The organism is Pseudomonas sp. RGM 3321 (assembly GCF_022836805.1).
Taxonomy (GTDB): Bacteria; Pseudomonadota; Gammaproteobacteria; order Pseudomonadales; family Pseudomonadaceae; genus Aquipseudomonas.
This window is the reverse complement of the sequence record NZ_JALHBH010000071.1, coordinates 1-9,462: the sequence shown is the minus strand read 5'-3', so window position 1 is coordinate 9,462 and position 9,462 is coordinate 1. Positions and strand designations below refer to the sequence as shown.

General features: G+C 48.4%; 7 protein-coding genes and 2 pseudogenes. All 9 read right to left on the bottom strand.

What is annotated here, in order from left to right; all coding sequences use genetic code 11:
- Positions 1 to 547: 547 nt before the first annotated feature.
- Positions 548 to 1,537: a T6SS immunity protein Tli4 family protein gene (locus RGM3321_RS00485; protein WP_244391099.1), complete on the bottom strand. Its 990-nt coding sequence runs from the start codon at positions 1,535 to 1,537 to the stop codon at positions 548 to 550.
- A gap of 32 nt (positions 1,538 to 1,569) precedes the next feature.
- Positions 1,570 to 2,655, bottom strand: coding sequence for a T6SS immunity protein Tli4 family protein (locus RGM3321_RS00480; RefSeq protein ID WP_244391098.1), 1,086 nt, complete (start codon positions 2,653 to 2,655; stop codon positions 1,570 to 1,572).
- Between the two features lie 241 nt (positions 2,656 to 2,896).
- Positions 2,897 to 3,223: pseudogene (locus tag RGM3321_RS00475) on the bottom strand (transposase); the annotation flags it as partial.
- 66 nt (positions 3,224 to 3,289) lie between these two features.
- Positions 3,290 to 4,822 (bottom strand): IS66 family transposase, encoded by a 1,533-nt coding sequence (locus RGM3321_RS00470; RefSeq protein ID WP_244391096.1) that lies wholly within the window; start codon positions 4,820 to 4,822, stop codon positions 3,290 to 3,292.
- A gap of 16 nt (positions 4,823 to 4,838) precedes the next feature.
- The gene (gene tnpB, locus RGM3321_RS00465; RefSeq protein WP_007247726.1) at positions 4,839 to 5,198 is read right to left on the bottom strand and encodes an IS66 family insertion sequence element accessory protein TnpB; all 360 of its coding nucleotides are present in this window, start codon (positions 5,196 to 5,198) and stop codon (positions 4,839 to 4,841) included.
- Positions 5,199 to 5,285: 87 nt separating this feature from the next.
- Positions 5,286 to 5,921, bottom strand: a pseudogene (locus RGM3321_RS00460) (IS5 family transposase); the annotation flags it as partial.
- A 180-nt stretch (positions 5,922 to 6,101) separates the two neighbouring features.
- Entirely contained in the window at positions 6,102 to 7,073 is a 972-nt protein-coding gene (locus tag RGM3321_RS00455; protein WP_244391094.1) for a T6SS immunity protein Tli4 family protein, read from the bottom strand.
- Positions 7,060 to 8,730 carry an alpha/beta hydrolase gene (locus tag RGM3321_RS00450; RefSeq protein WP_244391092.1) on the bottom strand — a complete coding sequence of 557 codons (1,671 nt, stop codon included), beginning with the start codon at positions 8,728 to 8,730 and terminating at the stop codon, positions 7,060 to 7,062. The genes RGM3321_RS00455 and RGM3321_RS00450 overlap by 14 nt, the downstream gene beginning before the upstream one ends.
- Before the next feature lie 37 nt (positions 8,731 to 8,767).
- Positions 8,768 to 9,462 (bottom strand): DUF2345 domain-containing protein (locus tag RGM3321_RS00445; protein WP_244391090.1); only part of this gene is annotated, 695 nt, incomplete at its 5' end.

The window sequence follows — 9,462 nt, the reverse complement described above, 5'->3', positions numbered from 1 at the left end:
GGGCACGCGGCCGATGCGCTCGACCCCGTGTACGCGCAGGGCCTGGAGCTGATGCTCGCCCAGCGGGGTGGTGAGTTGCAGTAAACGTCCGCTCTGGCTGAGGGCGGTACCGAATGTCAGATCCATGATATAGCTCCCCTACCTGGAATGGCCTCATATCCCTGATTTAACAAGGATTGTCGTCCATGTGTTTCTTTTAGATGGATGTCTTTGCTTTTATCGTCATTATAAGCATCGAAACCGCCTGAATGAAGAAGTAGCATGCCACGGGCATGAGAAAGTCGTAATCGCCACGTGTCGCCAAGTATAAGAAAAATGCGCAAAAAGCAGCGATGAAAGACAAGGCGCATGAGATAAAACACTGATATCGCAAGATGTGGTTTAGTGGGTTTTTGCCGTTTACCAGAAACGTCAGTATTTTGAACGGTGCATAGCAAGCTCCGTAGAGGGGCAATGCCAGGATTAGAGCAATTAGTATGTAGCCTATAAAGTTTGGCATTAAATTTTTCCATTTGTTTTATTCTTTATTGCTGTATAGATAGCCAAGTCAGGGAAGCGGTTTCAGGCTGTCTACTACCTTATCCCAAAAGGCCAAAGCTTCTTCGTCTGACTTGAAGTCACTGCCAGTTTCGCGTGTACCTAGCTCAAGATCTATAAAAGGTCTTGTGTTTGACTCAAGAGTGCCTTTGTGTTCAATTTGGAATGTATAGAACCGTTTTCCATTAACGATCGCTGTTACAGCAACCTCTTCCACCTTGAGATTTCCAATCATGCGTTCTCGCTTCCTAAGTGTCTGTGTCTTGCTCATCAACTCAGCGCCGCCGGGAATGAAGTCATCTCCTTTGTTGTCGTTAAATCGCTCTATCAGGCTATCTTCATGTTCAGCTATCTGCTGCGTCAATAAACTTATATATGTACCAGGGTGGGTTGAAATTTGTGCTCCCATGTAAATACCTTCCAATGCTTGCTCAGGATCAAGCTGGATGTAACCCGCTTCCAAAGCGAACCCGCCCGCAGGAGGAGCATCTTGAGGCGCCCTGAAAAATATAGATTCACTCATCACTCGGATTTTATTGATGGCTCCATCTAGACCTTTGACAGTAATCGCGTCAGCGCCCATACGATATAATGTGTTTTTAGTCGTCAGAAGGTAAGCGTTGAGCGTATAAAACTCTTTCAGTTTAGAGACTACTAAAATACTGCCATTACTGAGCGGAACCGTTCTTTCGTATTCGCTTGATGTCCCTTTCGCTATTCCTTTTTTAAGGTCGTTAATATAGTTTTCAACAGCCGATTTTATCTGAGGTTTCTCGTTTTTTTCGATCAGTTCAACGTCTTCGTTGTATATCTTATAATCGGTTAAAACTTTAGAGTTTGCAGGAAGTTCTAGTTTGAATCTTCCAAAGTAATGCGTATCCCATTTTTCGGTAGTCATGTGATTTGTTGTGCTCTCTTGAGCTAAGGTCGGCTCGCTATGAATGGTAATTAATATTGCCGAATATACGCAGAATTTTATGAATTTGAATGAGTTTTTCATGTATTCTCGATATTCTAAATCTTAGCGAATTTTTAGAGCTTATTCGGATGGAAAGACTCAAGCAAATTGTTCCAAGCTGAGAGGAATTCCTCTTCAGTCAAACCGTCTTGTGATCGGTTTGGAAAACTAGGGGCGTTGTCAGATAAATGATCGGAGGTGAACGAGTAAGTCGCTGTTATCCTGATTTCTGGTTTCTGAATGTCTTCCGGCATGCCGGGGTAGTACCACATACCGGTGATTTCAGTTAGGTACGTGCCATTCAGCTTTTGAGTTGTTCCTTCAATGATCTCTTCTCCGTTAAAATCGTGTATCATTCTACTGGAGTTTTTAAATTTCTTGATTCTATTGTCTGAGTCACTGAGCCATTTTAACGCGCCAGGTAATTCCAAGTCAGGGATGCTGGGCGTCCGATCAGAAAGTGGAAGGTTAGGTTCACCTTGATAGGCGTCAATGTTGAATCCGATATTAAATCCCTTGATGTTAGTGTCTTCAAAAGAAACACTTACGGACTCACGTTCATTTTCGTTACCTTCAATACAGCCTTTGACAAAACAAAACCCGCTATTCCCATCATCTGATACATCAAAGCGTGATATTAAGAAATCAATGCGAGGTTGATCTTCTAAAGTGCGCTCTCCGCCTACCTCCAGCAGTATATTTTTTTTCCACACAAATCCTAGAGAGCTGTTTGAAATCTCATTCATCGGTTTACCATAGACATCAACACCTGTCAGGCGTTTGTGATTATATGCAATCAACCACGCAGTGTCCGATGGGCGTGATATCTCCGCTGGCTTTTCTATAGTTTTACGGCCTGCCTCATTATTCTTTATCGCCGCCAATGAACAGTCGACTAATCGCTCTGCACGCGGTTTTATATAATCAAAGTATACCTTTATAGGAATGCCATTCTTGTTGAGTGCAACATCAGCGAGCTTCATGCTCTCTGGTATTTCAACACTGTAGCGAGCGATGGCCGCGGAATATGTTTTGATAATTTTGGCGGTTAGCATTTTTGGGGGTTCCGCTTTATCAGGTAGCATAAACATAATTAGTAAGCTGGTGGCAAAGCCGAGCGCTAAGATTGCATAGTTATTTTTACGTTGAGCGGTCAACATAGATTTTTCGCTCTTTTGGCTATATTTATTATGGAGTGTACGGTTACTGCTCTGACCGTTTTATTATCATATGATGTACCGTGGGCGAAACCTTTAAGGAAGGTCTGAAATAGGCATCGATTTTTGACGTCCTCGTGGCCTCAGGTTCAAAAAAGCTCGCCTAGTCAGATAATCAGACTTTTCCCGCTTTTAACTCATCGATTTCCCTTAAAACAGCGCCTTTCCAAGGCGTTTTTCCGCATTACAGGCGCACCTCTCCCATCGCCAGCAGCCGTTTTCGCACCATCCAAAGGTTCGACAAGGCAAATAGGGTGGCCTGTTGCGCGGTGTTTTTAGCCAGCCCGCGAAACCGGACTTTCGTATAACCAAACTGGCGCTTGAGCACGCGAAATGGATGTTCGACTTTCGCTCGTACCTGGGCTTTCGCGAACTCGATCTTGCGGTATACCTGTGTGATCAAACTGGTCTTACCATGCTTTTTGTAACTGCTCGGGCGTGCCGCAATCGACCAGATCATCTGACGATCCTGATGTTCCGCACGCTTGTCCACGCCGGTGTAGCCCGCATCACCAATGACATAGGTTTCCTCGTATCCGCGCCACAAACCCCACCTGGCAAAAAATGAGGATTGGGTTTAGCGAGGCATCTCTGGCGAGCAGTTCCACGGCAGCAAGGCTTCGTAATCCTCTACCGATGCAGCATGCGGCAACCGCTCAAGTACGTGGCGCAGCCACGTATAAGGCTCTTGGCCGTTGAGTTTGGCGGTCTCGACCAAGCTGTAGATCTGGGCGCTGGCCGTGGCGCCTTTGGGCGTGTCGCTGAACAGCCAGGCTTTTCGTCCAATGGCGAACGGCCTGATTGCTCTTTCGGCAGCGTTATTGTCGATGGGTAGAAAACCAGCTTCGATATAACGCTCTATCCGGCTCCAGTTGTGGGCCAGGTAGTTCACCGCTTTACCCAAGGCACTTTGCGACGTGACCTGCGGCTGCGTTGTTTCCATCCATGCTTTGAGCTTCGTCAGCTCAGGCAGGCTTTTTTCCTGACGACCGATATAACGCTGCTCATCGCTGACATCCTTGAGTTCACGCTCGATGCCATACAGTTTGTTAATGCATGCCAGTGCAACATCAGCGCGGCCCGTTTTGCCTTGAGGCTGCACTTTCTTTGCCTCCACGAACTTGCGTCGTACATGGGCCATGCACGCCAGACGTTCCACACCCGGTTGCAACGCCAAAGCGTTATAGCCCGCGTAATCGTCAGTCATCACGTAGCCCCGATAACTCTCCAGCAGGCACAGCGGCACTTCCTGCGCACGGCTGGTGGTGTAGTCGAACAGGACGACTTTTCGGTCTGGTGGGCCGCTGGCCTGTACCCACATCCAGGATTGGCTGGTCGGGTCACGATCCGGCTCTTTTAGTACCTGGACTCGGGTTTCATCGTAGTGGATAAACGGGCTTTCGAATAATCGATCACGCATCAAATTCAAGAGCGGCTGCAAGTGCTCACTGCACTGCATCACCCAGCGCGCCAGCGTCTGGCGCGGTATCTTGATGCCATGTCGACTCAGCACCGTTTCGAAACGATGCAGAGGCAAACCGTCGACATATTTGGTGGTCAGCAGCATGGCCAGTACGCTCGGACTGGCCATGCTCTTTTCGATCAACTGGGCCGGTTTGTCAGCCGTGACCGGTGCCGTTTCGCAACCGCGGCAACCGTAGACTTTGCGGATGTGTTTAATTACACGGATCTGCATCGGCACGATATCCAGCTGCTCGCTGGTTTCTTCGCTGATGACATGCTTGCGGCAACCGCAGGCACAGGTCAGTTCGCGCTCGGGCAGTTCGTGGATGATTTCGATGCGAGGAAGATCAGCCGACAGAGGTTTGCGTTTACCACGGCATTTGACCGGTGCAACGACCTCTTCGTCAGCGTCGCCGACGGGTAGCATTGGCTCGCTTTCGGGTTCGTTGAACAGTGCCATTTGCGGTGTGTTCAGTTCGACCGTCTGTTCGGACTTGCGTCCGAACAGACGGTCGCGCAGTAACTTGATCTGTTCTTTGAGATCGACGATATGACCCTTGTCAGCCGTGCGCTCAATCAGTAACTGCGCGAGCAGTTGCTTGAGCAATACAGGGTCATCTGGAAGATCTTCGGGCATGGAAATCATGCCCGGATTATACCTGTCAGGCGACGAATCTTGGAGTTAAAACCTGATGAGGGCGGTTGCGCCAGAGATCAAATCCATCCAGCAACCAGTTCAGTTCCTGAACCGTCAGCACGATGGCTTCGTCTGTCTCATCGGGAGATGTTTTGAAACGCTCGGACTCCAGGCGCTTGAGCCAAAGGCAGAAGCCGTTGCGCTCCCAGTAAAGGATTTTCACTCGGTTACGAGGGCGATTCAGAAAAACAAAAAGCACGGGGTCGAACACGGCAACTTTGATGTCCAGCTCGACCAGTGCAGCCAGGCCGTCAATAGATTTTCGAAAGTCCACCGGTTTGGGGTAGAGGTACACTTTTTCGACTTTGGCGTCGGGTCGCATCATGAGGTGCTGACTCCTGAAAAGAATCGGGAGCACAGCATCAAGCTTCAATGGCTGGTTGGGAATGTGGGGTTCATGAGGCGCTTACGTTTCCTCGCCGTGTAGCAACTGATCGACTTGAGTCACGTCCGCTACATTCGCTGCGGTGCCCACCAGGCTATGGACTAAACCCGACTCCGCATCGACGCCGATATGCGCTTTCATACCAAAGAAATATTGGTTTCCCTTCTTCGTCTGATGCATCTCAGGATCGCGTTTGCCGTCCTTGTTCTTGGTCGAACTCGGCGCGTGAATGATCGTCGCATCGACCACGGTGCCTTGACGCAGCATCAAACCACGATCACCCAAGTAGCCGTTGATAACCTGCAAAATTCCGCCTGCCAACTCGTGTTTTTCCAACAAGCGCCGGAAGTTGAGAATGGTGGTTTCATCGGGAATTCGATCCAGACTCAATCCCGCGAACTGGCGCAGGATTGTTGTTTCGTACAGCGCTTCCTCCATTGCCGGATCACTGTAGCCGAACCAGTTTTGCATCAGATGTATGCGCAGCAACGCCATTAGCGGATAGGCGGGACGGCCACCTTCGCCCTTAGGGTAATGAGGCTCGATCAGATTGATCAATCCTTTCCAGGGCACGACCTGATCCATCTCGATCAGGAAACGCTCTTTACGGGTTTGCTTGCGTTTGCCAGCGTACTCGGCGTCGGCGAAGGTCATCTGCTTCATCAGGCGTCTCGGCGGTGGAGATCAGGCATTATGCCAAACTTAGAGGTCTTCTTCAGAGTTTCCTTAAGCTTTGCAGAAAACTTTACGTGAGCAGCAGGCGCTTGTCCGGGTAGTGTTGGCACCGTTCCATCGCCGCCTCCATCAGCAAGCGTCAGCGCTGGCTGAGGGCGGTACCGAATGTCATATCCTCTTCAAACTTGCAACAAGCTCATCCCAGAATCGCATTGCATCGCTGTCATTTTGGAAGCCTAGACCTTTATCAAGTGTGCTCATTTCAATGACGGTGTAGGGTTCCATGCTTGACTCTGAGGTGCCTGGGTACTCGAGCCGAAAAGAGTAGAGCGTCCTGCCGTCAACACTTGTCTTGAGTAACAGCTCCTCAAACGGTAATCCTGCAACGGTCTTCTTTGACTTTCTTAGTACAGAAGACTTGGATAGAATGCTATTGAGCAATGTTGATACGCCGCCTGATGTCCTTTGTTCGTATCGCGTTATAAGGCCTGGCTCTGGTTCACCAATGAGCTGAGTGTCAAAGGTCAGATTAATGCCTGGCACGGATGATACTGGTAATCCGATAGAAACTTGCTCTTCAAATTCGTTCAAAGGCAAGTTCATATACCCTGCTTCAATAGCAAATGTTCCATTTGGCGGGCGTTCAGCTGGATTGCGGTAAGTAATTAGCGCGCTAATTTCTTTGGCGAGCGCAACGGCCTTATCTAACTCCTGTAGGGGGATGGCTTCTACAGATTGTTTGTATAATGTATTTTTCTTGGTGAGATAAAATATGTCGATATCATAAGTGTTTGACTTGGATACGACAATAGCACCCCCGCCATCTAATTCTATGGTGCGGTCGTAACCGGGATAGCCAACTTTGTGGAGTTTATTTATTTCTTCTATAGTGTTGGAGACCTTCGTGGTTAAATCTTTTTTTCCATTTTTCCCGATAAGCTTTATTTCTTTGCCGATAAGTTTGTATGCCGACCAAATATTCAAGCCGTCAGTAGCGACTTCGAATGTGTATCTGCCAAAATAAAATTGTTTTTTTGGGGTGGGCATATCGTTCGCTCCGCTATCAATACTGGCCAATAAAGTAAATATTAAAATACTTGTAGTCGTAAATAAGGTTGTGAGCTTTTTAAATTTGTACATCTTTTGAGATCCTCACTGCGCTGTACAAAGTTGCATACTGTGTTCTTCCGCTGGGATCGTTATAGGCATCCTGGTGCGCATACCCAGAGGAGTTATTGTGCGCTCCTGATTTACAAACGTGCGGGTGGCTTTGGGAATTTTTCCCATGGGCAAAAGCCGCTTTTACATTAGTAAAGTTTCGTGAGCTTGCAGCTGATGCTATTGGTACAGTTCCGTCGCCAGGTGAGGTCTTAGGGCCGAAGGTGAACCTGTACCCACGGTCTAGCTCTATATTTCCTGTGTAATCATCTTTGGTAATCTTAAAATCATGAATGTCTCCCCACCCTATCCAGTCAGATGTCCAGACAATATCACTCCAAGTTATTAGTGCTTCTTCCTGCGCCTCCGCCGAGTAATGCACGTAAGTCTTTGGATGATAAGCGTCCTGTATAGCTGAGTGAAATGCTTTTACTGAGTCAATATTTTTCTCAAAAATTTGTCTTTTGGAAATAGATGCCCAGCCTCTGGTCTTTTTGGAGCCTGTGAAATTGTTGGGGTCTATAAGGTTTTCGTTTCCCTTAGGAATAAGTCCCCACCACTTATCTGTTTTATAGATATCATCATAAGGATTTTTGGCCTGAGGCATAGCGATAAGATTTTTTTCCGAGTAATCTTTTCCGCGAGCAAATAACCACTTCTCGCCGTTGTCATAGTTGGCGCTAGGCAAAAGCTCGAGGCCTCCTTTTGAAAAGGCTAGCACTGCTACCGTTTCCTTCGCGGTAGGGCCAAGAATTTGTCGAGAAATATATCCTTGGATACCTTCACCTTCAAAGCCTGCACGTATTCTCCTATATGCTGCTGGCGCCCCAGTTGCAGGCATGGCGCCATGTATCACACCATAAACTTTTTCATAACTATGAACTCCAATCATTGCACGTGCTACCAGCCCTCCCATCGAGTGAGTAACGATAATTACTTTATCTGCAGTGGTGTAGCTGGGGAGTACGGTGTTGTCGATAAAATCAATTATGTCTTTTGCCGAATCTGCATTTGATTGGAGCCAGTTGTATCCTGCGGCCCATACTTCGTAACGAATTTCTGCAGCATGCTTCATTCCGTCCATATCCAGAGGTGTATTATTATTCCAGTCCCCCCAGTCCGATGGCCGAGAAATACCGTTTTCTTCCCACCACCCCTGCAGCTTACCGCTGTCCATAATGGTATTCATTTGATTTTGCATCAACACCATTATGGGATGGTAAGCGGATCTCATGATCCCTCCCCATCCTCGACGATTAAGCTCTTCTTCAGTCAGAGGGTCATATAGGCCGTCTTTACCGATTGCAGCATCTTTATATACAGTTATGCTCCGCCCGTTACCATCTAAATCATTCTGCCGATCTTTTGCTGAACTAAATAGTGCTGATACGAAGGACCCAATCGCTGCCGCTTTCGATAGGGCAGTATCAGTATTGGGAGCGACCCATGCGATTTTCTTTGTTCTACTATTCCAGAGATTTGTTCCCATGATTCCTGGAATAAAAACTATTGGTACTACTTTGTCAGATTTTGCCTTTATTTCTTTTTCTTGCTGTTGCTTAGAGTCTGCCATCGTTGTTGTGGCAGAAGTGGTTCCGTCTGGATTCTGTTCCTGCGCTAGCTTCAGTGATTCACTCATGGCTTTCTCCTCAGCACATTTCGGCGAAAAAACGTGGTTATGCCTTTCCTAATACTTTGATTTTTACAAATTCTGCAATCTGACTTTGCTGAAGCGGTATCTTCCCAGCGGCATCAGAAACGTACTGCATGACACTCCCATCCGCGCGGGTCACTTCGACTTTCATACCAGCAGCAGGTTCTCCAGTGCTCTGTTTGCGAACCACATAAGGGTCCGCGAAGTCGGTCTTGGGCATCTCGTTATAGCTGTGCGACAGACTGGTCGGCCCGCTAAACGTTTTCTTCGCCCCTTTGACATCAATCGTCCCCGGCGCGTGAATCTCTATATTGCCGTCCTTGATGCGGATGTAGCCGCCACCGCTGGTGAGCAGGATGCCTTCCTGTGCGGCGATCTCTATTCCGGCGGCGGTTGAGGTAATCATCACCTTCTGCTGCGCCGTCAACTCCATCGCATCACTTTGCGCCTGTAGCTCGATCTTGCCCTTGGCTGCAAACAGCTTCGCTCCCGCATTCTGGGCAAACAGGCTGATGCTTTGCGCGACACTGGCCAGCAGGGATTTGCCGCTAGCAATGCTGACGTCTTCGCCGGTGCTCAGGGTCAGGTGCTTGCCGCTGTGCAGGTGGGTGCTTTTCGGCGTGGCGGTGGCGATGTCGGCAGGGGAGGAGGCGATCAGCAGAGGTTGCTGGTAACCCGGTGTCTTGCCGCGCCCGCCGCTGCGGATCGCCCAGGCGG